Genomic DNA, 24155 nt, shown 5'->3' on the forward strand with positions numbered 1-24155 from the left:
GTGGTGGCTGCTGCCCGCCGGTTTCGACGCCCGATCCTGCCTCGCCCCCCAGTCTCCGACGAGACGGCGATTCGAGCAAGATCAAAACGTGAACTTTGGTTGTGCGCCCGAGCGGAGAACCGTGCCCTCAGGCAGAGAACTCGGCGCGGCGATAACCCTGGATATAAAGCAGCGCCGTCAGGTCGCCGTGGTTCACCCGGACCTCGCATTGCTCGGCCACCACCGGCTTGGCGTGCAGCGCCACCCCGGTCCCGGCAAGGCCGAGCATGCCGAGATCGTTGGCCCCGTCGCCCACGGCGATCACGTCCTCGGGGGTGATCCCGAGCCGTTCCGTGATCTCGTGCAGCGCCTGTACCTTGGCTTCGCGGCCGAGAATCGGACGGGCCACGTCGCCGGTGAGCTTGCCGCCCGCGGCAAGCAGCGTGTTGGCGCGATGCTCGTGAAAGCCCAGCGCCTCGGCCACCACCTCGGTAAAGGCCGTGAAGCCACCGGAGACCAGCGCCGCGTAGCCGCCATGGGCCTTCATCGTCGCGATCAGCTCGCGGCCGCCGGGCATGTGGGTGATGCGGCTTTCCAGCACCCGGGCGATCACCGCCTCGTCGAGATCCTTGAGCAGGCCCACGCGCTCGATCAGCGCGCCCTCGAAATCGAGCTCGCCATTCATCGCCCGCTTGGTGATCTCGGCCACGCGCTCGCCGACGCCGGCCTCGGCGGCCAGCTCGTCGATGCATTCCTGCTGGATCATCGTGCTGTCCATGTCGGCGAGCAGCATCTTCTTGCGGCGGCCCTCGGTCTTCTGGATCACCAGATCGACGCGCGCCTGCTGCAGATCGGCCCAGACGTCCCAGCGATTGTCCGGCATCGCCGGGAGGCCGAACTCCACCGCTTCGCCGGGCGACAGCCAGTCGAGCGCGCTGCCGCCCCAGGCGCTGCGCAGGTTCTCGGCGAGAATCGGGTCGAGCCGGGTGCCGGGGGCGGAGAGGAGGAGCGCGGTGAACATGGGGAAAAGTTTCCGATAGTGGCGCGGGACGGCCCGCTTGCGACGTTTGGCGCTGCCTTAACGGCAATTTCCCCGTTGTGAAAGCGCATGAGGGGGCGTATCTGCGGCGGCGGGACACCTCTCCCCAACGAGAGGCGCTTATCTGCAAGGATACCAGCAATGGTCAAAACGACTCCGGACGCCCGTCCGTCGAATCCGCGTTTTTCCTCCGGCCCCTGCGCCAAACCCCCTCATTGGAGCCTCGACAAGCTCTCCGACGCACCGCTCGGCCGTTCGCACCGCGCCGCCATCGGCAAGTCTAAGCTCGCCGCCGCGATCGAGGAAACGCGCGAGATCCTCGGCGTGCCCGCCGATTACCGCATCGGCATCGTGCCCGCCTCGGACACCGGCGCCGTCGAAATGGCGATGTGGTCGTTGCTCGGCGCCCGCAAGGCCACGATGGTCGCCTGGGAAAGCTTCGGCGCGGGATGGGTCACCGACGTCGTGAAGCAGCTCAAGATCGACGCCGAGGTGAAGACCGCCGATTACGGCCGGATCGTCGACATGGCCGCGCTCGATTACGACACCGACGTCGTCTTCACCTGGAACGGCACCACCTCGGGCGTGCGGGTACCGAACGGCGACGCGATCCCGGCGGATCGCGCGGGCCTGACCATCTGCGACGCCACCTCGGCCGCCTTCGCGCAGGACCTGCCCTGGGACAAGCTCGACGTCACCACCTTCTCCTGGCAGAAGGTCATGGGCGGCGAAGCGGCGCATGGCATGCTGATCCTGAGCCCCCGCGCCGTCGAGCGGCTGGAGAGCTACACCCCCGCTTGGCCGCTGCCGAAGATCTTCCGCATGACCAAGGCCGGCAAGCTGATCGAGGGCATCTTCAAGGGCGAAACCATCAACACGCCGTCGATGCTCTGCGTCGAGGATTACCTCGTGGCGCTGGCCTGGGGTCGTGAGGTCGGCGGGCTGGAGGGGCTGAAGGCCCGCGCCGACGCCAACGCCAAGGTGATCTGGGATTTCTGCGACGCGCGGCCGTGGATCGCCAACCTCGCCGAGGACGAGGCGACCCGCTCGAATACCTCGGTCTGCCTGAAATTCACCGATGAGCGCATCAAGGACGGGGCCGCTTTTGCCAAGGCCGTCGCCAAGCGGCTCGAGAAGGAGGGCGTGGCCCTCGACATCGGCGCCTATCGCGACGCGCCCGCGGGCCTGCGCATCTGGTGCGGCGCCACGGTCGAGACCGCCGATCTCGAGGCGTTGATGCCCTGGCTCGACTGGGCCTTCGAGGCCGAGATCGCGGCGCAGGCCGAAGCCGCCTGATCCCCTTCGGGGGCGTGCTGACGCGCCCCCTTCTTCCCTATTCCCCGGACGCCAGCCGTCCGACCGCCACAGGAGCATTCCATGCCCAAGGTTCTCATCTCCGACGCCCTCTCCGACGCCGCCGTGCAGATTTTCCGCGATCGCGGCATCGAGGTCGATTTCCAGCCGAAGCTCGGCAAGGACAAGGAAAAGCTGGCCGAGATCATCGGCAACTACGACGGCCTCGCGATCCGTTCGGCCACCAAGGCCACCGAGAAGCTGATCGAGGCCGCGACCAACCTCAAGGTGATCGGCCGCGCCGGCATCGGCGTCGACAACGTCGACATCCCGGCGGCGTCGAAGAAGGGCATCATCGTGATGAACACGCCCTTCGGCAACTCGATCACCACCGCCGAGCACGCGATCTCGATGCTGATGGCCGTCGCCCGCCAGATCCCCGAGGCCAACGCCTCGACCCATGCGGGCAAGTGGGAAAAGTCGCGCTTCATGGGCGTCGAGGTCACCGGCAAGACGCTGGGCGTGATCGGCGCCGGCAATATCGGCTCGATCGTGATCGACCGCGCGCATGGCCTCAAGATGAAGGTCGTGGCCTATGACCCCTTCCTGTCGGAAGAGCGCGCCACCGAGATCGGCGTCGAGAAGCTGGAACTGGACGAGCTGCTCAAGCGCGCCGACTTCATCACGCTGCATGTGCCGCTGACCGATCAGACGAAGAACATCCTGTCCAAGGAAAACATCGCCAAGCTCAAGCCCGGCGTGCGCATCGTCAACTGCGCCCGCGGCGGTCTCGTCGACGAGGCGGCTCTGGCCGAGGCGATCACCGAAGGCCGCGTCGCCGGCGCTGCCTTCGACGTCTTCGCCGAGGAGCCGGCGACGAACTCGCCGCTGTTCAACCTGCCCAACGTCGTCGTTACCCCGCATCTGGGTGCCGCCACCACCGAGGCGCAGGAGAACGTGGCGCTGCAAGTGGCCGAGCAGATGTCGGACTATTTGCTGACCGGTGCCGTCACCAACGCGATCAACATGCCCTCGATCACCGCCGAGGAAGCGAAGATCATGGGCCCGTGGATCGGCCTGTCGGGCCATCTGGGCAACTTCATCGGCCAGATGACCGATGAGCCGATCAAGGCGATCAACATCCTCTATGACGGCGTCGTCTCGGAGATGAACCTCGCGGCGCTGAACTCGGCGCTGGTCGCGGGCATCATGCGCAAGGTGAATCCGGACGTGAACATGGTCTCCGCCCCGGTGATCGCCAAGGAACGCGGCATCCAGATCTCGACCACCAAGCAGGACCAGTCCGGCACCTTCGAAGGCTACGTCAAGGTCACGGTCGTCACCGAAAAGCGCGAGCGCTCGGTCGCGGGCACGGTGTTCTCGGACGGCAAGCCGCGCTTCATCCAGATCAAGGGCATCAACATCGACGCCGAGATCGGCCGCCACATGGTCTACACCACCAATCAGGACGTGCCGGGCATCATCGGCGTGCTGGGCACCATGATGGGCGAGAACGGCGTCAACATCGCCAACTTCACCCTCGGCCGGAACCAGCGCGCGGGCGAGGCCATCGCCATCCTCTACGCCGACGAGGCGGTCTCCGAGGAGGTGCTGCAGAAGCTGCGCGACACCGGCAAGTTCCAGCAGGTAAAGGCGCTGACCTTCGACGTCGAGGAATAATCCGCCCGCGAGGGACGGGGGCAGGGGGGGCCGCGGTTGCACGCCGCGGCCCCTTCGTCGTTCCCGACCCCTGTGTTCCGGATTGCGTATTTGAAGAAAGATGAAAGGGGAGGCGCGCTTCTCGGTTCATCTGTCTCCAGATACGCAGATCCCGCCCTCGCGGTCGGCGCGCCGCTTCCCGCCTGAACGCGAGGGCTGTAGAGAGACCCGCATGAGCACCCGCTTCGACACCATCCCCGCCTTTCTCGATCACGGCTTCGACGACGTGATCGACGTGCGCAGCCCCGCCGAATTCGCCGAGGACCACGTGCCCGGCGCGATCAGCCTGCCGGTGCTGTCCAACGCCGAGCGCGCCGAGGTCGGCACGATCTACAAGCAGGTCTCGCCCTTCGACGCGCGCAAGATCGGCGCGGCGATCGTGGCGCGCAACGCCGCCGCGCATATCGCGGGGCCGCTGGCGGACCGGGAATATCGCTGGAAGCCCCTGGTCTATTGCTGGCGCGGCGGGCAGCGGTCGAACTCCTTCGCCTCGATCCTGACCCAGATCGGCTGGCGCGCCGAGGTGGTCGAGGGCGGCTACCAGACATGGCGCAGGCTGGTGCATGATGCGCTCTACGAGACGGCGTTGCCGCATCGTCTCGTGCTGCTCGACGGCTTCACCGGCACCGCCAAGACGGCGTTGCTGCCGCTGGTCGAGGCGCGGGGCGGGCAGGTGCTCGACCTCGAGGGGCTGGCCAACCATCGCGGCTCGCTCCTCGGGGGCGATCCGGACGAGCAGCCCGCGCAGAAGGGTTTCGAGAGCGCGCTGGCGGCGCGTCTGGCCCGGCTCGACCCCGAACGCCCGGTGCTGGTCGAGGCCGAAAGCTCCAAGATCGGCCGCATCACCCTGCCGCCGTCGCTCTGGGCGCTGATGACCCGCGCGCCGCGCATCGAGATCACCGCGCCGATCGGGGCACGCGCCGAGTTCCTCGCGCGGCAATACGAGGATGTCAGCGCCGATCCCGCGCGGCTGTCGCATCTCCTCGACCAGCTGCGCGCGCATCGCGGTCACGCGGTGGTCGATGGCTGGCAGAAGCTTCTGGCCGAGGGCCGCATGGTCGAGCTGTCGGCGGCGCTGATGGTCGAGCATTACGACCCCGCCTATGCCCGCTCGCGCGCCGCGCATGCGCCGGTCTTCGCCGCCCATGTCGAGGCCGGGACGCTCGACGCCGAGGGGCTGACACGCGCGGCCGACGCGATCGCGGCGGCGATGCGCGACATTTGACGCTGGGCGGCGGGGGGCTTACCTCGGATGAAAGACCGGAGGAAAAGCCCATGCGCCCCGCCAACGAGGCATTGATCGTCATCGACATGCAGAACGACTTCTGCCCCGGCGGCGCGCTGGCCGTGGCCGAGGGCGACACCATCGTCCTCGGCATCAACGCGCTGATGGAGGAATTCCGCGCCGTGGTGCTGACGCAGGACTGGCACCCGGCCGATCACCTCTCATTCGCGAGCCAGCACGAGGGCGCGGCGCCGATGTCGATGACCGAGATGCCCTACGGGCCACAGGTTCTCTGGCCCGACCACTGCGTGCAGGGCAGCCCCGGCGCGCTCTTTCACCCCGACCTGCGGACCGACGCAGACCTGATCATCCGCAAGGGGTTCCGGCGCGAGATCGACAGCTACTCGGCCTTCTTCGAGAACGACCATGCCACGCCGACCGGCCTGCACGGCTACCTGTCCGAGCGCGGCATCACCGCGATCACGCTGGCCGGCCTCGCCACGGATTTCTGCGTGAACTACTCGGCGCTCGACGGCGCCAAGCTCGGCTACGATGTCACGGTGATCGAGCACCTCTCGCGCGGCATCGACCTCGACGGCAGCCTCGGGGCGGCGCGGCAGGCGATGCGCGACGCCGGCGTGGTGCTGGGCTGATGGATATCGCCACCCGCGTCTGGAACCACAAGTGGAAGATCGACCCGATCGTCCGCTCACTGATCGACACCGATTTCTACAAGCTGCTGATGTGCCAGTCGGTGTTTCGCAACCACCGCGACACGCAGGTCACCTTCTCCCTGATCAACCGCACCAAGTCGATCCGCCTCGCCGAGCTGATCGACGAGGGGGAGCTGCGCGAGCAGCTCGACCACATCCGCTCGCTCTCGCTCACCCGGGGCGAGAGCACCTGGCTGCGCGGCAACACCTTCTACGGCAAGCGGCAGATGTTCCGGCCCGACTTCATGGAGTGGTTCGAGGGGCTGCGCCTGCCGCCTTACCATCTCGAGAAGCGCGACGGGCAGTACGAGCTGACCTTCGAGGGGGACTGGCCCGAGGTGATGCTGTGGGAGATCCCGGCGCTCGCAGTCCTCATGGAGCTGCGCTCGCGGGCAGTGCTCGGGCGGATGGGCCGGTTCGAGCTCCAGGTGCTCTATGCCCGCGCCATGACCCGTACCTGGGAAAAGGTCGAGCGTCTGCGCGGCACGCCCGGCCTCAGGATCGCCGATTTCGGCACCCGCCGCCGCCATTCCTTCCTCTGGCAGGACTGGTGCGTGCAGGCGATGATCGAGGGCATGGGCGACAGTTTCGCCGGCACCTCGAACTGCCTGATCGCCAAGAACCGCGATCTGGAGGCGATCGGCACCAACGCGCATGAGTTGCCGATGGTCTATGCCGCGCTGGCCGACAGCGATGCCGAGCTGGCCGAGGCGCCCTACAAGGTGCTCGCCGACTGGCACGAGGAGCATGAGGGCAATCTGCGCATCATCCTGCCCGACACCTATGGCACCGAAGGATTCCTGCGCCGCGCGCCCGACTGGCTCGCCGGCTGGACCGGCATCCGCATCGACTCTGGTGACCCGGCCACGGGCGCCGAGACTGCGATCCGCTGGTGGCAGGAGCGCGGCGAGGACCCGCGCGAGAAGCTGGTGATCTTCTCCGACGGGCTCGACGCCGAGAAGATCCTCGAACTGCACGCGCGCTTCTCGGGCCGCGTGAAGGTGAGCTTCGGCTGGGGCACGATGCTGACCAACGACTTCAAGGGGCTGGCCGGCGATGCGCTGGCGCCCTTCTCCCTCGTCTGCAAGGCCGTCGCCGCCGAGGGGCGGCCCACCGTGAAGCTCTCCGACAACCCCGAGAAGGCGATGGGCCCGGCGGACGAGATCGCCCGCTACAAGCGCGTCTTCGGCGTCGGCCCGCAATCCCCCATCCCCGTCACCGTCTGAGGTCCGCCATGTCGCTCCCGCTTTTCGTCCAGATCCGCTGCAAGCCCGGCACCACCTACAAGGTGGCCGACGCCATCGCGCTCAAGGAGATCCACTCCGAGCTCTACTCGACCTCGGGGGCGTTCGATTTGCTGGTGAAGATCTACGTGCCGGAGGGCGAGGATATCGGCATGTATCTCAACGAGCACCTGATGGGCATCGAAGGCATCGAGCGGACGCTGACGACGCAGACGTTCAGGGTGTTCTAGGCCAAGGTCGAGCTAGGGGGCCTTCCTGAGCGCCTTCACTTCCCCCCGTTGCTTCTTTGCCTCCAGCCGCCGCCGCACAGAGCCTTTGGTCGGCTTGGTTGGTATCCGGCGCTTCGGGACCTCGGTCGCCTTGGCGATCAGCTCGGCCAGCCGCTCGCGGGCGATCTCGCGGTTGCGGGGCTGGTGGCGGGTGTCCTGCACGAAAATCACCACCGCGCCGTCATTGGTCCAGCGCCGCCCCGCCAGCCGCTTCAGCCGCCGCTTGACCGGGTCGGGCAGGTTGGGCGAGCGTTCCGCCTCGAAGCGCAGCTCCACGGCCGTGCTGACCTTGTTGACGTTCTGGCCGCCGGGGCCGGAGGCACGGGTGAACTGCTCGGTCAGCTCCCAATCCTCGATCGTGATGCGGTCGTCGATCCTCAGCATGCCTGCCTCCAAAGCCCTGCGCCCCAGATAGCGCGGGGCCGCGCGACATACAAAAAGGGTCGTCCCCGGCGAACTGGGAACGACCCTTCGAAGATCAGGAGGTGGGTCGGTTAGACCGTGATCCACCTGGGGGGTGTGCGCCCGAGGGCTGCCTCAGCCGCGCGCCTCCCAAGCTGTCCCGACACATTTCTCCAATACCCTTCTCGACACTGGATCACCTCCTTTCAGTTGGTTTCGCCTGATCCAAAGCTGGCATGGGAACGGCGATCGTCAAACAGAAATTTATGTGACATTACGCGGGGGAAGCTTGTGTGTTGCCAATCTTCGACAGCTGCGACGATTGTCATTCGGACAGCGCGTATTCCACGAACTCCGTGGTCTGGAAGAAGCGGAAATTGTCATCGGAGACCATGGTGAGCCGGATCCGGCCCAGATCGTCGCGCCAGACCGAGATCCCCTCGAGATTGTCATGCACCCCGACCGCGGTCTCGAGCAGCAGCTCCTCGCCCGTGCCGTCGGCCTCGAAGCGGCTCACCCGGCTGCGAAAGCCGATGCCGACGAAATCGCGTTCGAGAACGTAGAGCTTGCCGTCCGGGCCGAAATCGGCGCCGGTCACCAGAAAACTGTCGCGGCGCGGCAGGGTGAAGGGGACCGTCCAGCGCCCGTTCTTCCAGCGATAGACCGGGAACGGCGTGTCGAGCCGGCCCGAGCGTTCGGGGATCGTGTAGAGCGCGCCGGCGGCGTCCACCGCCAGCGCCTCGAGCGCGCTGTTGAGCTGCATCTTGCGGAACGCCTTGGGGCGCGGCAGCACTTCGGGGCCGTCGGGCCCGGTTTCCGAGCGCACCCGCGCCCGCGCCTCGAACGACACCCAGCGCCGCCCGTCGGCGCCGATCGCCAGCCCTTCGCTATCGGCCAGATGCCCGGTCATGATCCCCTCGCGGCCCGAGCGCAGCGGCTCCGAGCGCAGGATCTCGACGCCGGTGATCCGGCCCTCCGCGTCGCGGATGAAGCGTCCGTCGACGATCCAGGCCCGGTCGCTGATCGCGACGAAGCCGGTGCCGTCGGTCTCGATCGCGGAAAAGCCCCCGGCTTCGTGCTCGCTCTCGGGCCAGACATGGCTGCCGATGTAGTCGGCATGCTGCTGCGACGGGGCCCCGCCGGAAAGCAGGGCCGCGAGGATCATCGCCTTCATCGGCTCAGTCGCTCGCCAGCACGGCGGCGCATTGGCCGGGCAGGTCGGCCATGGTGATCTCGCGCTTGGGCTCGGGCTCGGGCGCGTCGGGATCTGCCGGCGGGGCCGGCTTGGGGTTCAGGATGTTGGCCTGCCATTCGCGCGCCTCGGCGCAGCCATCGCCCGGCGGCGGCGGGTCTTGGGCTTCGCAGGCCGTGTCGCCGGGCAGACAGTCCAGCCGGATGTGGAAATGAGTGTTGTGCCCGTACCAGGGCCGGACCTTGTTGAGCCAGGCCCGGTCGCCGGTCTCGGCGTCGCACATCGCCACCTTGGCACCCGGAAAGATGAAGATCCGCGCGGTGCGCGGGTCCGAGGCCGCGGCCTTCACGAGCGCCATGTGCTGCGGCGTCCAGTTGGCGTTGGTATAGGCCCCGCCCCGCGCCTGCATGTCGGTGGACGAGATCGCCTCGCGCTCGGCCACCGACAGGTCCAACCGGTCGGCGCGGCGCAACCAGACGTCGATGTCGATCCCGGTCTGGTGGCTGGCATGGCCGGTGAGCATCGGGCCGCCGCGTGGCTGGCTCATGTCGCCCACATAGATGCCCTTCCAGCCCGGCAGGGCGGCGGCGGCGCGCGACAGGTCCTGCACGAAATCGATGGTTTCGGGCTGCGCCCAGTTGCGGTTGCGCGACAGCCGCATCGCCTGCCAGGTCGGGCCGGTCTCGGCCAGCCGCGCGCCACCGGCCTGACAGCCCTTGGAATAGAAGCCGATCGATTCGGGCCGCTGCGCCGAGGCCGTCGGGACGTGGCCGAAGAGTTGCTTGGCGACGCGGGTGTCGTTGGAATTCTGCGACGACACCACGGCGCGGGGTGCCGGGGGCTCGCTTTCGCAGGCGGCGAGAATGCCCAGACCCAGCAGGGCGGCGGCGAGGGGGCGGATCATGCTGCTCGATCTCCGTTCTTGTTGACCCATCCTAGCAGAAACAGCCCCAGCGCGAACAGGGCGATCACCGGCAGAAGCCCGGCGCGCACCGATCCGCTCATCCAGGTGGCGAAGGTGATCGCCATGGGCGCGAGAAAGGCGGTGGCGCGGCCCGACAGCGCGAAGAGCCCGAAGGCCTCGGTGGCGCGCGCCGGGTCGGCATGGCGCACCATCAGGCTGCGCGAGGCCGAGTAGAGCGCGCCGCCGGCACCGCCGATCAGCGCGCCACAGACATAGAACAGGATATCGGGAAGCCGCGAGCCGGGCGGCAGGGCAAGCCCGAACAGGCTGTCGCGGGTCATCGAGACGACCAGCACCGAAACCGCGATCAGGATCCAGATCGCGGCCCGGATCACCGGCTTGGGCCCGAGCCGGGCATCCGCCAGGCCGCCGGCGAAGGTGAGGATCGCCGCCGAGATGGCGCCGATGATGCCGAACACGCCGATCTGGATCACCGACCAGTCCAGCACCAGCGTCGCATAGAGCCCGCCGAAGGCGTACACGGCGGCCAGCGCATCGCGGTAGAGCATCGAGGCGCCGAGGAACGCCGCGAGGCTGGGTCTGCGGGCCACGTCGCGCAGCGTCTCCCACAGCCGCGCGGCGACATTGCGTGCGGTCACGCGGGTGCGCGCCACCGGGCCCGCGTCGCGCACCCAGGCGAAGAAGGGGATGATGAACACCGCGTACCACAGCGCGATCACCGGCCCGACGGCGCGGGTGCCCTCGCGTGCCTCCGCGTCGAGGCCGAAGACGGGCGGCGTGCCCAGGAGCGTCACGCCGGCGTCGTTCTCGGCCAGAAACAGCAGCATCAGGATCAGCGATGCCACCCCGCCCCAATAACCCAGCGCCGCGCCCGAGCCCGAAATCCGGCCGATCGTCGGCCCGGTGGCGAGCGAAGGCAGCAGCGCGTTGTTGACGTTGGTGGCCGATTCGGCGGCGACGAAGCCCGCGAAGAACAGCACCAGAGCCGGGATCAGCATCGATCCGTCCGGCGTCAGCACCCAAAGCCCCGCCGCGCAGGCCACGGTGATCACCGAGAAGGCGGCGATCCATGGCATCCGCCGCCCCGAAGCATCGGCCAAGGCGCCCAGAACCGGCGCGGTGAAGGCGATGAACAGGCCGGCAAGGGTCTGGCCCATGCCCCAGAGCGACTGTGCCGCCGCATCGGCCTCGGCGGGGCCCATCCCCTCGCGGGCAAAGCGCGCGGTGGCGACGGCGGCGAAATAGGGACCGAAGATGAAGGTCAGGCCCAGCGTCGCATAGGGCTGCTGCGCGAGGTCGAAGATCATCCAGCCCCAGATCCGCTTCTTCGTCGCCATGCCGGTCCCCTTGCGCCTGTCGCGGCGGATCTGACAGGGCGGCGGGGGCGGGGGCAAGCGCGGCGGGCCCCACGCGGCGCATCGCCGTCCGAGCGCGGCCCGAACGCCGCGTCGGGGGCAGGGGGGATGCACGTGAGCCCGCTTGCCGGAGGCAAGGCGCGGGCGTAGATTCGAACCGCGCGCGACAGGATCGGAAAGACCCCCGCGCGCCCTGCCAGGATCACCGCCCTGACCGTTTCGTCAGGCAACCTTGATTTGAATCGGGACGATCCGTCCGGCCTGTCGCCGGACGGTCCTTTCAACCTACGAGACCATCATGGGAAAAGGCGATCACAGACGCAGCAATCGCGAAGCGAAGAAACCCAAGCAGGACAAGCCGAAGGCGCCGGCCACGGCGCATTCCGGCGCGGTCAAGCCGCTTTCGCTCGGGGAGAAGAAGGGCCGCTGAGCGGTCCGACGGGGCGGGCGCGGCGCGCCCGCCCGTGGCCGATCAGGCGGCCATGACCTCGGTCGCGGGATCGGCATCCGCCATCGGCGGCCAGGGCCGCTCTGCCTCTGCGCGCACCCAGTCGGCGATCCAGTCGGGCATCGGCGGCGAGGCGGGATCCTGGCCCAGCGCCTCCATCAGCCGCGCCGGGTTCACCACGCCGCCGCGCTTGCGGTCGGTGATCGCCAGGCGCACCAAGGCGTGGCTGGTGCATTCGCCGTCGCCGCGGAACATGCCCTGCTCGGTATAGACGTAGCGGTCGTCCCAGCAGACGGCGCGCGAGCGCATCGTGAGCCGCGCGAAGCCTTGGACCCGGCGGCGGTAGCGCACCGAGACGCCGGCCACCGCCATGCCCCAGCCCTGCCGTCTCAGCGCGCCGATCACGCCGATCCGCTGCGACAGCGGCATCCGGCCGAGATCGAACAGCGACAGCGTGCGGCCGTTGTTCAGCTCGTTCCAGAAGTCGAGATCCCACGGCATCACGACGTGGCGGCTCTCATGAGTGCCGGTGATCGGCAGGGGTGCGTCGTTGCGGTGGCGCCAGAACTGCCAGAACATTCGGACGAAGGGATACATGCGGGACTCCGGGACCTGGATCGCCGCGCAGGTTGCTTGGAGGTGACGCGAAGGTCAACGGGTGACGCGGGGGTCACGACGACGCAGCCACGGCCTTCGGGATTGCTCTTGGGGGCTTCGCTCCTTACCTGTCTTGGCGACCCGAGACAGCCCGAACGGACCGCCCATGACCTCGCTCTTCCAGATCCTGATGTTGATTCTCGACATCGCGACCTTCTTCATCTTCGCGCATTTCATCATGAGCTGGCTGATCAGCTTCCAGGTGCTGAACCTGCGCCAGCCGCTGGTGGCGCAGATCTGGGACGGGCTGACCCGCCTGCTGGAGCCGCTCTACGCGCCGGTCCGGCGGATGCTGCCGCAGATGGGCGGGCTCGACCTCGCGCCGCTCGTCGTGCTGGTCGGCATCTACGCGCTCGAGATCGTGCTGCGGAACAACGCGGCGCTGTTCTATTGAAGGCCTGCCCCGGCCCTCAGCGTCGAGATTGCGTATTTTCAGAACAAAGTAACCATACGCCACGCCTCATGGGAGGCGTGGTCTCGCCCGAGCCGAGGTAATGCCCGATGAGCCCAGCGACCCATCTGCGCGAGGTCTTCGGCTTCGACGCCTTTCGTCCCGGCCAGGAAGAGATCGTCGACGCCGTGGCCGCCGGGCACGACGTGCTGGCGATCATGCCCACGGGCGGCGGCAAATCGCTGTGCTACCAGCTGCCGGCGCTGGCGCGCGAGGGGGTCACGGTGGTGATCTCGCCGCTGATCGCACTGATGCGCGATCAGGTGCGCGGTCTGCGCGAGGCCGGTGTCGAGGCGGGCGCGCTGACCTCCGGCAATACACCCGAAGAGACCGACGCGGTGTTGGCGAGCCTGCGCGAGGGGCGGCTCAAGCTCCTCTACATGGCGCCCGAGCGGCTGGCCTCCGGCGCCACCGTGCCGCTCCTGAAGCGGGCGGGGGCGTCGCTCATCGCCGTCGACGAGGCGCATTGCGTGAGCCAGTGGGGCCATGATTTCCGCCCCGACTACCTGCGCATCGGCGATCTGAAGCGGCAGCTCGGCGTGCCGCTCGCGGCCTTTACCGCGACGGCAGATGCCGAGACTCGCGAGGAGATCGTCCGCAAGCTGTTCGAGGGACGCCAGCCCGAGACCTTCCTGCGTGGCTTCGACCGACCCAACATCCATCTCGCCTTTGCGGTCAAGGACAGCCCGCGTCGGCAGATCCTCGATTTCGCCGATCGCAGGCGCGGACAGTCCGGCATTGTCTATTGCGGCACCCGGGCCAAGACCGAGGCGCTGGCGGCGGCGCTGCGCGAGGCGGGGCATTCGGCGCTGCACTATCACGGCGGCATGGAGGCCGAGGCGCGGCGCGAGGCCGAGACCCGGTTCCAGCGCGAGGACGGGCTGATCGTCGCTGCCACCGTCGCCTTCGGCATGGGCATCGACAAGCCCGACATCCGCTGGGTCGCGCATGCCGACCTGCCGAAATCGATCGAGGCATATTATCAGGAGATCGGCCGCGCCGGGCGCGACGGCGCGCCGTCCGAGACGCTGACGCTCTACGGCCCCGACGACATCCGCTACCGGCGCCAGCAGATCGACGAGGGGCTGGCCCCGCCGGAGCGCCGCGCCGCCGATCACGGGCGGCTCAACGCGCTTCTCGGTCTGGCGGAGGCGCTCGATTGCCGGCGCCGCGTGCTCTTGGGATATTTCGGCGAGGCGCCTGAGGTGGCCTGTGGTTATTGCGATCTGTGCGACAAACCGCCCGAGACCTTCGACGCGACCCAGCCGGTGCGGATGGCGCTTTCGGCGGCGCTCCGGACCGAGGAGCGGTTCGGCGCGGGACATCTGATCGACATCGTCATGGGCAACGCCACCGACAAGGTAAGGCAGCGTGGCCACGAGGACCTGCCGACTTTCGGCGTCGGCAAGGCCCATTCCAAGGCGCAGTGGCAGGCGATCTTCCGGCAGATCATGGGTCGCGACCTGATGCGCCCCGACCCCGAGCGCCACGGTGCGCTGAGGATGACCGAGGCGGCGCGTCCGATCCTGCGCGGCGAAGAAAGCATCACGCTGAGGAGGGACACCGTCAAATCGGCGCGCTTCGGTCCGAAGGTGCGCGAGATGGTGTCCGAGGAGGACGCGCCGCTCCTGTCGGCGCTCAAGGCCAAGCGCCGCGCGCTGGCCGAGGCGGCGGGTCTGCCCGCCTACATCATCTTCACCGACCGCACCTTGATCGAGATGGCCGAGAAGAAGCCCGCCAGTCTCGACGAGATGGCGCGGATCGGCGGGGTCGGTGCCAAGAAGCTCGAAAGCTACGGGCGCGAGTTTCTCGCGGTGATCACCGGTGCCGCCGAGGACATCCACCCGGCGCGGCGCAAGCTCGCCACGCGTGGCGCCGGCTCGCTCTATGACCGTCTGATGGCGATTCAGGCCGAACTGATGCGGGGCCAAACCGGCCACGACAAGCCGATGAGCTGTTCGGCCAAGGAGCTGGCCCGGGTGGCGAGCGCGCGGCCGCGCGACATGGAGGCGATGGAGCGGCTGCTCGGGCCGCGCCACGCCGAACGCTTCGGCGCGGCCTTCCTGCAGGCGCTCGAGGAGGGCGAGGAGACCGGCTGAGCCGCCGCAAGCCCCCAGAATCGTGGACAGGATGGCGAGCCGCGTGCCACCATCGGGCGAATGCGATGGGAGGTTCGCGATGACCGGCACCACCGTGGCCAGCGTGATCTGGCACAGGCTCGACCGTGACGGCACCGACCGCTGCCGTCTTGCCCGGCTCGATGCGGGTTGGCTGATCATGGGCCATGCGCGCTGGGACGAGGCGGGCCGGGGGGTCGCGCTCGATTACGCGATCCGCTGCGATGCGGGCTGGTCCTGCCTCTCCGCCGATGTCACCGGCCTGCGCGGCGAGAGCCCTGTGGCCTACCGGATCACCCGCACGTCCGAGGGCTTCGCGCTCGAGGGGCAGGACCCGGTGCCGGCCTGCGATCTCGATCTCGGCTTCACCCCGGCCTGGATGCTGGTGCCGCTGAACCGGCTCGACCTGCCCGAGGCGCGGCCCCGCCCGATCGAGACGGCGCGGCTTCACGCCGCCGATGGCGGTCGATTGGAGCCGCTCGGCCACAGCTTCTGTCGGGTGCGGGGCGGCATGGACCACGCGATTCCCGCGTTGGGCCGCGATGCCCGGATCGCGTTGCACGAAACCGGATTCGTCACCGATGATCCGGGGCTGTGGCATGGCACGGTGACGCTGGAGAGCTAGGCCGGAATACCAAGCGGGAACTGCCTCGCATCGGCGCCGGTTGGAACCGTGTTCTCCGACCGGCCCGAAGGATCTCCCCCATGCAATTTCAGCTCGACGTCAATGGCGAGCGCCACGCGCTCGACCTCGACACCCGTACCTCGCTGCTTGACGCGCTGCGCGATCATCTCGGTCTCACCGGGTCGAAGAAGGGCTGCGATCATGGCCAGTGCGGGGCCTGCACCGTCATGGTCAATGGCCGCCGCATCAATTCCTGCCTGACGCTGGCCTGCATGCATGAGGGTGACGAGATCACCACCATCGAGGGTCTCGGCCGGCCCGACGACCTCTCGCCCCTGCAACGGGCCTTCGTCGAGCATGACGGCTATCAATGCGGCTATTGCACGCCCGGGCAGATCTGTTCGGCCACGGCGATGATCGAAGAGATCAAGGCCGGCTGGCCGAGCAACGTCACAGACGATCTGGAGGCGCAGGTCGAGGCCTCGATCGAGGAGATCTCCGAGCGGATGAGCGGCAATCTGTGCCGCTGCTCCTGCTATCCGGGCATCGTCGATGCGATCCGGCAGGTCGCGAGAGAGGAGGCACGGGCATGAGAGCCTTCGACTATGTCCGCGCGGGGGACACCGCCGAAGCGTTGCGCGAGGCGGGCGGCGCAGAAACCCGCTTCATCGCCGGCGGCACCAATCTTCTGGACCTGATGAAGCTGGAGGTGATGGCGCCGGGCAAGCTCGTCGACATCAACCGGCTCGATCTGGGCGGTATCGAGGCGACCGGGGAGGGCGGGCTCAGGATCGGCGCGCTGGTCACCAATTCCGACCTTGCCGCCGATGCGCGGGTGCGCCGCGACTGGCCGGTGCTGAGCCGGGCGCTGCTCGCGGGGGCCAGCGGCCAGCTCAGGAACAAGGCCACGACCGGGGGCAACCTGCTGCAACGCACGCGCTGCTACTATTTCTATGACCGGGGCGAGCCCTGCAACAAGCGCGAGCCCGGTTCGGGCTGCGCCGCGAGGGACGGCATGAACCGCATCCTCGCGATTCTAGGCACCTCCGAGCACTGCATCGCCACGCATCCCTCCGACATGGCCGTGGCGATGCGCGCGCTGGGCGCGCGGGTGGAGGTCGAGGGGCAGGGCGGCGCCCGCGAGATCGCGCTCGAGGATTTCTACCGCCTGCCGGGCGACACCCCGCATATCGAGACGGTGCTGGAGCCGGGCCAGCTGATCACCGCCGTGATCCTGCCGCCGCCGGCCGGGGGGCGGCAGATCTACCGCAAGGTCCGCGACCGTTCCTCCTATGCCTTCGCGCTGGTGTCCGTCGCCGCCGTGGTGGCGGTCGAGAACGGTCGCATCGCCAAGGCGCAGCTGGCCTTCGGTGGTCTTGGCCCGATGCCGTGGCGCGACGCGGATGTCGAGGATGCCCTTGTCGGTGAAACGCCCTCGGCCGCCCTGTTCGACCGCGCCGCCGACATTCTTCTGGCCGAGGCCAAGGGCCATGGCGGCAATGACTTCAAGATCCCGCTGACACGGCGCACCCTCGCCGCCGTACTGACCCAGGCGACGGAGGCCGATCAATGACGCTCGAAACCACGCGCCGTCTCAAGCATGACACCCCCGACACCGACCGCCGCCTCGACGGCATGGCCCAAGGCGTGCTCGGCACCGGCATGGACCGTCCCGAGGGGCCGCTGAAGGTCTCGGGCCGCGCCACCTATGCGGCCGAGGCGCATCCCGAGGCGATGGCCGAAGGCTATCTCGTGCGCGCCACCACGATCGGTCGGATCACCGGCTCGAACGCCGATGCGATCCGGGCCATGCCGGGCGTGATAGAGGTGATCGAGGACGAGCGGATGATCCGCAACGCCGCGCAGGGCATGGCGGGGGAGTCGCCGGTGCAGAGGCAGGGTCAGGTCTGGTATGTGGGCCAGCCCGTGGCCTGCGTCGTGGCCGAGAGCTTCGAACAGGCGCGCCACGCGGCGCAGGCGATGATGGTGACGATCGAGCCCGACGGCACCCATGTCTTCGACGCCGAGGACCCGGCGGCCGAGGTCGAGAAGCCCGAGCAGAAGCAGCTCGATCAGGGCGATCTCGAAGGCGCCATGTCGGCGGCAACCTTCTCGCTCGACGCGACCTACCACACGCCGTCGATGTCGAGCGCGGCGATGGAGCCGCATGCCTCGATCGCGCAATGGGACGAGGATGGCGTGCTGACACTGCGCGGCTCCTACCAGCTTTTGAAGTTCAACAAGGCCGAACTCGCCGACGTGCTGGGCGTGGCGCCAGACAAGGTCCGCATCCTTTCACCCTATGTCGGCGGCGGTTTCGGCTCCAAGCTGGGCCTCGCCCCCGAGGCGGTCGCCGCGGCGCTGGCGGCGCAGGCGCTGGGCCGCCCGGTCCGCGTGGTGCTGCATCGCCGTCAGGTTTTCGAAACCGTCACCCGCCGCTCGGAGACACGCCAGCGGATCCGGCTCGCCTGCGATGCCGAGGGCAAGCTTTCGGCCATCGGCCACGAGAACCTCGTGAGCCAGCTTCCCGGCGAGGTCTTTTCCGAGCCGGTGGCGCAGGGCACGCATTTCCAATACGCCGCGCCGAACCGGGTGATCGGCCACGAGATCGCCCGCATCCGCCGCCCCGCCGCCGGATCGGTCCGGGCGCCGGGCGAGGCGGTCGGCGTCACCGCCTTCGAGATCGCGATCGACGAGCTGGCCAAGAAGGCCGGGATCGACCCGCTGGAGTTCCGGCTCAGGAACGTGCCCGACAAGCACCCCGAGAACGGCAAGCCGTTTTCGTCATCGACCATGGAGGCGACGCTGCGCGAGGGGGCCAAGCGCTTCGGCTGGACCCACACGCCGCCGCGCCAGCGCCGCGAGGGTGAATGGTGGATCGGCACCGGCATGGCGGGCGCGGTGCGCGTCAACATGATGATCGAGGCGATGGCGCGGGCGGTGCTGACCGGTCAGGGCGTTCGGGTCGAATGCGACATGACCGATATCGGCACCGGCTCCTACGCCATCCTGACGCAGGTGGCGGCCGAGATGCTGGGCTTCGCGCCCGACCGGGTCGAAACGGTGCTGGGCGACACCGACCTGCCGCCGGCCTCCGGTTCGGGCGGCAGTTTCGGCGCGGCCTCGACCTCCACGGCGGTCTATCTCGCCTGCATGGAACTGCGCGAGCGGCTGGCCGCGAAGCTCGGGGTGAAGGAGCCCGAGCTCACCCTCAAGGACGGCCTCGCGATCCACGAGAACCGGCAGACGCCGCTGGCCGAAATCCTGGGCGAAGAGGAATGGCGGGCGCTGGGCCACCTGCAGCCGGGCAAGGCCGGGCAGGAGGTGCGGCAGGCGACCTGGGGCGCGATCTTCGCCGAGGTGGCGGTAAGCGACGTGACCGGCGAGACGCGGGTGCGCCGCATGGACGGCACCTTCGCCGCCGGTCGCATTCTCAACCTCAAGACCGCCCGCTCGCAATGCCATGGCGGCATGACCTGGGGCATCGGCCTGGCGCTGACCGAGGCGATGGAGCACGATCCGCGCGACGGCCACATGGTCAACCGGGATCTCGCCGAGTACCACCTGCCGGTCAATCTCGACGTGCCGCAGCTCGGGGTGCATTTCCTCGAAGAGCGTGACGACTGGGCCAACCCGCTGCAGGCCAAGGGGATCGGCGAGCTGTCGGTCTGCGGCTCCGGTGCCGCGGTGATCAACGCGATCGAGAACGCCTGCGGCGTGCGGGTGCGCCGCCTGCCCGCCACGCTCGATCAGGTGATGGACGGGCTGATCGCCCAAGGCTGAAGCACCGGGGAAACCTTCGAAAGCCGCCTTTTCGTCCCGACACGTCACCGTGTCGGGACAGGGATTGGATGCCCGTCCCGAAGCATATATCTGCTAGACTGACTGGGGCATCGGTCACTGACGGGTTCAAGGAGATCTCGATGAATTTGCTGTCACGAGGCACGGCGCTGGCCTTGGCCGGGCTGGGGCTTTGGTCGGCCCCCGCCACGGCGCAGGACGTCGCCAATGGAGAGGTCCAGTTCGGCCGCCAATGCGTGGCTTGCCACGTGGTGCGCGATCCCGAGGGCCGCGTTCTGGCGGGCCGCAACGCCCGCACCGGTCCGAATCTCTACGGGATCGAGGGCCGGGTGATCGGCTCGGTCGAGGATTTCCGCTACGGCGACGCGATGATCAGGCTGCGCGACCGTGGCATGGAGTGGGACGAGGAGAGCTTCCTGGGCTACGTCACCGATCCGACCGCCTGGCTGCGCGCCACGCTCGAGGATCGTCGCGCTCGCGGCAAGATGGCCTACCAGGTGCGCGATCCGCAGGATGCGGCCGACATCTATGCCTATATCGAAGGGCTTTCGACGCGCAGCGAAGCCGCGAACTGAACCGGCTCAGCCCAGAAGGCCGGCCTTCCCCATGTAGATCCTGAGCCAGGGCGTGTAGCGCTCTGGCCGGTCCGCCAGATCGGCGCGCAGCGCCTCGGGCGTGATCCAGGCCGTGTCCTGCACCTCTTCGGGGGCCGGGCGCGGCCGTGGCTCCTGCGCGGGTTCGGAGAGGAATACCTCGACCAACTCGTGCTCGACGAGCCCGCCGCCGACATCGGCGCGGTATTCGATCTGCCCGGCCGGGCGCAGCGGCAGGTCGGTGAGACCCAGCTCCTCGCCGAGACGTCGCCGCGCGCAATCCTCGGCCGCCTCGCCCCAGAGCGGATGGGTGCAGCAGCTGTTCGCCCAGAGCCCCGGGGTGTGGTACTTGGCCTCGGCGCGTTGCTGCAAGAGCGTCCGGCCCCGCCACATCACGAAGACGCTGACCGCCGGATGGCGCAGCCCGCGTTCATGCACCGCGATCTTGTCGACCGGTCTCAGCTGGCCGTCCACCCAGGCCGGGATCTCGAAATTGTCCCTGTCGTCACGCATCAACCGCCCCTCCCCGGCAGTCCGGTTCGCGCCGCGCGCCCCGGGGCACGCGGCACCGTCAGAAGGCCGGTTCGGCCATGGGCGTCGGGGCCGGGCGGGTCTGCACCACCATGCGGCTGGCCAGAGCGTCGCAGGTCACCGTGACGATCTCGCCCTCATCGGTAAAGCGCACGATGCGGCTTTCGGAGGTCTCGGCCAGCACGGCCGGGCTCTGGCCGATCCGCGCCGCGGTCTCGTCGATCCGGGTCAGGCATTGCTGGAACGCCATCGGCACCGCCTGGTCGGCGGGGGCGGCGCTCGGCAGCGCGTCGCAACCGGCCAGCGCCGCGAGCCCGATCAATGCCAGGCCCGTCTTCCGTGCCGCTGCTGCCACCATGCCGTTTCTCCTGTCAATTCAATGCCGGCGCAGACTGCCGTGCCAATGCTGCCGCGTCCAGAGTCGATCAGCCGTCGCCGTCGCGCAGCAGCGCCATGAAGCCCGCGCGCATGCTGCGCTTGGTATAGGGCTTTTTCAGGGTCGGGGCGTCGGGATAGGCCGCGGTGATGTCCTCGGTCGCACCATAGCCGGTGGCGAGCAGGAACGGCACGCCGCGCGCGCGCAGCGTCTCGGCGACGGGCAGCGAGGTCTCGTTGCCGAGATTGACGTCGAGCAGCGCGAGATCGAACTGCTCGGCCTCGATCAGCCGCAGCGCCTCGCCGACGCCGTTCGCCATCGACACCGCAGCGCAGCCCAGCTCCGAGAGGATGTCGGACGCGTCCATGGCGATGATCATGTTGTCCTCGACCACCAGAGCCTTGCCCGCGAGCGTGAACGGCGTCTCGCCATCGTCCGGAGCCGCGTCGTCCCGGGCCGGGGCGGCCTCCGGCGCGGTCGCGACGAAGCGGGCGGGAATCCGGAAGCGGGCCTCGGCGCCGGTGAGCGCGAAGCGCAGCTCGGCATCGCCGCCGAGCTCGAAGGGGATCGAGCGTTCGATCACCGTGGTCCCGAAGCCACGCCCCTTGCCGGCGCGCAGCGGCGCGCCGCCGCGCTCGCGCCACTCGACGCGCAGATCGCCCTGCACATCGCGCGACAGCCCGACCTCGACCCAGCCATGCCCGTCCTTCAAGGCACCGTATTTCGCGGCGTTGGTGACCAGCTCGTGCACCACCAGCGCCAGCGTCGAAAAGGCCTCGGGCGTCAGGCCGACATCGGGCCCGGTGATCCGCACCCGGTCGCGCTGGGCCGCGATGAAGGCGTCGATCTCGGTCTCGATCAGCGTCTTGAGCGAGGCCGCCTCCCAGTCGGAACCGGTCAACTGGTCATGCGCGCGCGCCAGCGCGTCGATCCGGCCATCGACGAGGCGACTGTATTCCTCCACCGAGGTGACGCCGGAGCGGCTTTGCGACACCAGGCTGCGAATCAGGTTGAGGATGTTGCGCACCCGGTGGTTCAGTTCGGCGATCAGCAGCTCCTGCCGCTCCTGCGCGCGCTTGCGCTCGGCGATGGAATCATCGGCGATCTTCAGCACCACCTCGAGCAGTGTGATCCGTAGCGTCTCGGCGGCGGCGATCTCGCTGTCGGTCCAGGGCGCGCTCTGGTGGCGCACCGTCTCGGTCCAGGCCTCGAAGCTCTTGCGCGGCGTCAACCGCAGCCCGTTCGGCCCGGTCGAGACCGGCTTGGCCGGATCGCCGGCCCAGGTGACCTCCTCGACCTGCTCGCGGCGGAACAGCACGATGTAGTCTCGCGGGCCGCGGCTGATCGGCAGCGCCAGGATCCCGGCGGCGCGGTTGGCAAAGCTCTCGGCCGCCGGGTAGCGATCGATCAGCCTGTCGGTGGCCTCGACATGCCCGGCATGGGTGGAATGGAGGTGGCGCAGCAGCCCCGCGAACTCCTCGCCGGTAGTGGTCGCGCCGATCGCGTGGTAGCGGTCGTTGATCCAGATCGCGATGCCGTCGAAAGGGATAACCTCGCCGATCTCTCCGGCGATTTTCTTGAAGTTGTCGGCGATGGCGGTGCTGTCGGTCATCCGCGCCAGAAGCGAGGTATGCAGCACCCGTGCCTTGGCGGCCTGCGCGCGCTCGGCCTCGTTCTCCAGCGCGGCGATCTCGTAGGAGAGCAGCTGCGTGAACAGTTCCACCGCCGAGCGCTTTTCGTAGTCGAGGTAATGCGGCGTCCCGTGATGGCAGGCGATCAGCCCCCACAGCTTGCCGTCGCGCAGGATCGACACCGACATCGAGGCCGCGACGCCCATGTTGCGCAGGTATTCGAGATGGATCGGCGAGACCGCCCGGGTCACGGAATGCGACAGGTCGATCCGCTCGCCCTCCGCCTCGGGGGCGGAGAGGATCGGCTGCGGCGGCGCGTCGACGTCGCGGATCAGCCGGATCGGGTTGCGCATGTAGAGCGCGCGCGCCTGCGGGGGGATGTCGCTCGCGGGGAAGCGCAGCCCGAGGAAGGGCGTCAGGCCCGGTGCCGCCGACTCGGCGATCACCTTGCCGCTGTCGTCGCGCTGGAACTGGTAGATCATCACCCGGTCGAAGCCGGTGAGCGCCTTCATCGCCCGCGCAGCCTCGCGCGCCATGCGGCCGATATCCGGCTGGCGGCGCAGCCGGGCCACTAGCGGCTGCACCAGCGACATCTCGTCCCGAGCGCCGCCCTCGGTCTTGGGTTCGAACTCGAACAGGTAATGAGGCTCGGACAGATGCACCGAGACGTCGAAGGCCCGGCCGTCTTCGAACAGGTCGATCCCGTAGATCCGCGCCGCCCCGGCGCCGTGGCCCAGCATCTGCAGGCGACCGCGCAGATCATGCGTCACGTCCCGCGGGAACAGATCGGCCAGCGACGTTCCGATCATCGCCTGCGCCTCATGGCCGAGCATCTCGCCGGTATTGGCCGAGGCGTGCCGGACCACCCAGTCCCGCGAAACGGCGATCAGGCAGCCATAGGGCTGCACATGGCCGAGGAACTGGATCTGTTCCTTCTCGCAATTGCTGAGGTCGACCGGCGCATCGGCCAGGGAATCGGTCATTCAGGCGGTCCGTTCGGTCAGAGGGGCGGGCGTAGCCCGAGGAGGCAGGGCGGCATCCTGCCCCGCCGTCAGAAAGAGATCAAACAACCCGCCGGCCTCGGCGATCACGCGGTCTGCTTCCGTACCGAGACCGGGCTGCGCGCTCGCCTGCAAGCAGAAGGCGCGCCACTCTGCGGCCATCGGCGGCAGCGACAGGTAGCTGCCGGCGGCGTGCAGTTCCGGATCGCGCCCTGCCTCCCAGCGGCGTCGCAAGAGCTGGCTGCCCAGACGCGAGCCGAGCAGTACGTAGTCCTGCGCCATCGGCTGGCTCAATCTGCAGGGCGCAAGCGCCTGTAAGGACTCGTGGCCGAGCCGGTCGAGATCGGTGTCGAGCGCCGCGATCATCCGGTCGAGCAGCGGCTGACCGGTCAGGCCGCCGGGTGCGGGGCGGATCGCCGCGAAGGCGGCGCGATGCGCGGCGAGAAAGCCCGACAGGCCGGGCCGGGTCGTCAGGTCGAAGCGGGAGAAGCAGGCATCGAGCCGCTCGTGACGCGGGGCGAGATCCTCTCGCAACCGGCTTCGCAGCGGCGTCTGGTGCATCGTCAAGA

Annotated in this window: 23 protein-coding genes; 13 read left to right on the forward strand and 10 right to left on the reverse strand. The window is 68.7% G+C overall.

Annotated elements, in window-relative coordinates; translation table 11 throughout:
* Positions 1-127: 127 nt before the first annotated feature.
* Positions 128-1000, reverse strand: coding sequence for a phosphoserine phosphatase SerB (gene serB, locus O4G76_RS00225; protein WP_269395458.1), 873 nt, complete (start codon positions 998-1000; stop codon positions 128-130).
* 159 nt (positions 1001-1159) lie between these two features.
* On the opposite strand from serB, the gene O4G76_RS00230 reads away from it, so the two are divergent.
* The 6 genes from O4G76_RS00230 to O4G76_RS00255 all read left to right on the forward strand — a co-directional run bounded on the left by O4G76_RS00230 (position 1160) and on the right by O4G76_RS00255 (position 7442).
* Entirely contained in the window at positions 1160-2314 is a 1155-nt protein-coding gene (locus tag O4G76_RS00230; protein WP_269395459.1) for a phosphoserine transaminase, read from the forward strand.
* Positions 2315-2395: 81 nt separating this feature from the next.
* A complete protein-coding gene (gene serA / locus O4G76_RS00235; RefSeq protein ID WP_085895111.1) occupies positions 2396-3991 on the forward strand; it encodes a phosphoglycerate dehydrogenase in 1596 nt (531 codons plus the stop codon).
* A gap of 211 nt (positions 3992-4202) precedes the next feature.
* A complete protein-coding gene (mnmH, locus tag O4G76_RS00240) occupies positions 4203-5255 on the forward strand; it encodes a tRNA 2-selenouridine(34) synthase MnmH (protein ID WP_269395460.1) in 1053 nt (350 codons plus the stop codon).
* A gap of 50 nt (positions 5256-5305) precedes the next feature.
* Positions 5306-5908 (forward strand): bifunctional nicotinamidase/pyrazinamidase, encoded by a 603-nt coding sequence (gene pncA, locus O4G76_RS00245; RefSeq protein WP_269395461.1) that lies wholly within the window; start codon positions 5306-5308, stop codon positions 5906-5908.
* Positions 5905-7194, forward strand: coding sequence for a nicotinate phosphoribosyltransferase (gene pncB, locus O4G76_RS00250; protein WP_269395815.1), 1290 nt, complete (start codon positions 5905-5907; stop codon positions 7192-7194). Before pncA ends, pncB begins: the two co-directional genes overlap by 4 nt.
* An 8-nt stretch (positions 7195-7202) precedes the next feature.
* Positions 7203-7442, forward strand: coding sequence for an Lrp/AsnC ligand binding domain-containing protein (locus O4G76_RS00255; protein WP_085895107.1), 240 nt, complete (start codon positions 7203-7205; stop codon positions 7440-7442).
* Between the two features lie 12 nt (positions 7443-7454).
* Here O4G76_RS00255 and arfB read toward each other — a convergent pair whose 3' ends face one another.
* The 5 genes from arfB to O4G76_RS00280 form a co-directional block, all read right to left on the reverse strand.
* Positions 7455-7865: an alternative ribosome rescue aminoacyl-tRNA hydrolase ArfB gene (gene arfB, locus O4G76_RS00260; protein WP_269395462.1), complete on the reverse strand. Its 411-nt coding sequence runs from the start codon at positions 7863-7865 to the stop codon at positions 7455-7457.
* Positions 7866-8208: 343 nt separating this feature from the next.
* A complete protein-coding gene (locus O4G76_RS00265; protein WP_269395463.1) occupies positions 8209-9057 on the reverse strand; it encodes an esterase-like activity of phytase family protein in 849 nt (282 codons plus the stop codon).
* 4 nt (positions 9058-9061) lie between these two features.
* Positions 9062-9979 carry a penicillin-insensitive murein endopeptidase gene (gene mepA, locus O4G76_RS00270; RefSeq protein ID WP_269395464.1) on the reverse strand — a complete coding sequence of 306 codons (918 nt, stop codon included), beginning with the start codon at positions 9977-9979 and terminating at the stop codon, positions 9062-9064.
* Entirely contained in the window at positions 9976-11337 is a 1362-nt protein-coding gene (locus O4G76_RS00275) for an MFS transporter (RefSeq protein ID WP_269395465.1), read from the reverse strand. Before O4G76_RS00275 ends, mepA begins: the two co-directional genes overlap by 4 nt.
* Positions 11338-11827: 490 nt before the next feature.
* Positions 11828-12400 (reverse strand): acyl-CoA thioesterase, encoded by a 573-nt coding sequence (locus O4G76_RS00280; protein ID WP_269395466.1) that lies wholly within the window; start codon positions 12398-12400, stop codon positions 11828-11830.
* A gap of 166 nt (positions 12401-12566) precedes the next feature.
* On the opposite strand from O4G76_RS00280, the gene O4G76_RS00285 reads away from it, so the two are divergent.
* From O4G76_RS00285 to O4G76_RS00315, 7 genes are all read left to right on the forward strand, one after another.
* Positions 12567-12854 carry a YggT family protein gene (locus tag O4G76_RS00285; RefSeq protein WP_269395467.1) on the forward strand — a complete coding sequence of 96 codons (288 nt, stop codon included), beginning with the start codon at positions 12567-12569 and terminating at the stop codon, positions 12852-12854.
* A gap of 107 nt (positions 12855-12961) precedes the next feature.
* The gene (recQ, locus tag O4G76_RS00290) at positions 12962-15010 is read left to right on the forward strand and encodes a DNA helicase RecQ (protein WP_269395468.1); all 2049 of its coding nucleotides are present in this window, start codon (positions 12962-12964) and stop codon (positions 15008-15010) included.
* Between the two features lie 79 nt (positions 15011-15089).
* The gene (locus tag O4G76_RS00295) at positions 15090-15653 is read left to right on the forward strand and encodes a putative glycolipid-binding domain-containing protein (RefSeq protein ID WP_269395469.1); all 564 of its coding nucleotides are present in this window, start codon (positions 15090-15092) and stop codon (positions 15651-15653) included.
* Between the two features lie 80 nt (positions 15654-15733).
* Positions 15734-16246 carry a 2Fe-2S iron-sulfur cluster-binding protein gene (locus O4G76_RS00300; RefSeq protein ID WP_269395470.1) on the forward strand — a complete coding sequence of 171 codons (513 nt, stop codon included), beginning with the start codon at positions 15734-15736 and terminating at the stop codon, positions 16244-16246.
* Positions 16243-17226, forward strand: a complete 984-nt coding sequence (locus tag O4G76_RS00305) for a xanthine dehydrogenase family protein subunit M (protein ID WP_269395471.1) — start codon at positions 16243-16245, stop codon at positions 17224-17226. Before O4G76_RS00300 ends, O4G76_RS00305 begins: the two co-directional genes overlap by 4 nt.
* Positions 17223-19436: a xanthine dehydrogenase family protein molybdopterin-binding subunit gene (locus O4G76_RS00310; protein WP_269395472.1), complete on the forward strand. Its 2214-nt coding sequence runs from the start codon at positions 17223-17225 to the stop codon at positions 19434-19436. The genes O4G76_RS00305 and O4G76_RS00310 overlap by 4 nt, the downstream gene beginning before the upstream one ends.
* A gap of 140 nt (positions 19437-19576) precedes the next feature.
* Positions 19577-20029: a cytochrome c family protein gene (locus O4G76_RS00315; protein WP_269395473.1), complete on the forward strand. Its 453-nt coding sequence runs from the start codon at positions 19577-19579 to the stop codon at positions 20027-20029.
* A gap of 6 nt (positions 20030-20035) precedes the next feature.
* Here O4G76_RS00315 and idi read toward each other — a convergent pair whose 3' ends face one another.
* The 4 genes from idi to O4G76_RS00335 form a co-directional block, all read right to left on the reverse strand.
* Complete coding sequence (gene idi, locus O4G76_RS00320) at positions 20036-20560, reverse strand: isopentenyl-diphosphate delta-isomerase (protein WP_269395474.1); 525 nt, start codon at positions 20558-20560, stop codon at positions 20036-20038.
* Between the two features lie 58 nt (positions 20561-20618).
* On the reverse strand, positions 20619-20936 hold the full coding sequence (locus O4G76_RS00325) for a hypothetical protein (RefSeq protein ID WP_269395475.1): 318 nt from the start codon (positions 20934-20936) through the stop codon (positions 20619-20621).
* 67 nt (positions 20937-21003) lie between these two features.
* Positions 21004-23568: an HWE histidine kinase domain-containing protein gene (locus O4G76_RS00330; protein ID WP_269395476.1), complete on the reverse strand. Its 2565-nt coding sequence runs from the start codon at positions 23566-23568 to the stop codon at positions 21004-21006.
* Positions 23569-24153, reverse strand: a complete 585-nt coding sequence (locus tag O4G76_RS00335; protein ID WP_269395477.1) for a hypothetical protein — start codon at positions 24151-24153, stop codon at positions 23569-23571.
* Positions 24154-24155: the final 2 nt, after the last annotated feature.

Origin of the sequence: Limimaricola sp. G21655-S1 (assembly GCF_027213785.1) — a bacterium.
GTDB lineage: Bacteria > Pseudomonadota > Alphaproteobacteria > Rhodobacterales > Rhodobacteraceae > Limimaricola.